Consider the following 394-nt stretch of genomic DNA (forward strand, 5'->3'; position numbering starts at 1 on the left):
GGCGCGGGTGCTGTGGGCCGGCCTCGACCTGGACGAGCCGGGCCGCACCGAGCTGTCCCGGCTGGCGACGGGAGCGCGGGCGGCCGCGAGCAAGGCCGGCATCGCGGTGGACGGCGCCCGGTTCACGCCGCACGTGACCGTGGCGCGGCTCAAGCACCCACACGAGACGTCGTCCTGGGTGCGGCTGCTGGACGGGTACCGCGGGCCGGCATGGGTCGTCGACGAGGTCCGGCTGATTGCGTCGTTCCTCGGCGAGGGTCCGCGCAACCGGCCGCGGCACGAGCTGCTGGCGTCGTTCCCGCTCGGCGGTTGACGATGGTGCCGTGCGTGCGCTGATCGTGGTCGCTGCCGTCCTGCTGGTGGCCGCGTGCTCGTCGGACGCCGAGTCCGAACC

General features: G+C 74.9%; 1 protein-coding gene. It reads left to right on the top strand.

All coding sequences use genetic code 11. From position 1 onward, the window contains the following. The coding region (locus tag I6F37_RS43785) for a 2'-5' RNA ligase family protein (protein WP_276573840.1) at nucleotides 1-313 on the top strand (313 nt) is incomplete at its 5' end. Nucleotides 314-394: the final 81 nt, after the last annotated feature.

The organism is Bradyrhizobium sp. NBAIM08, assembly GCF_020193935.1.
Taxonomy (GTDB): Bacteria; Pseudomonadota; Alphaproteobacteria; order Rhizobiales; family Xanthobacteraceae; genus Bradyrhizobium; species Bradyrhizobium yuanmingense.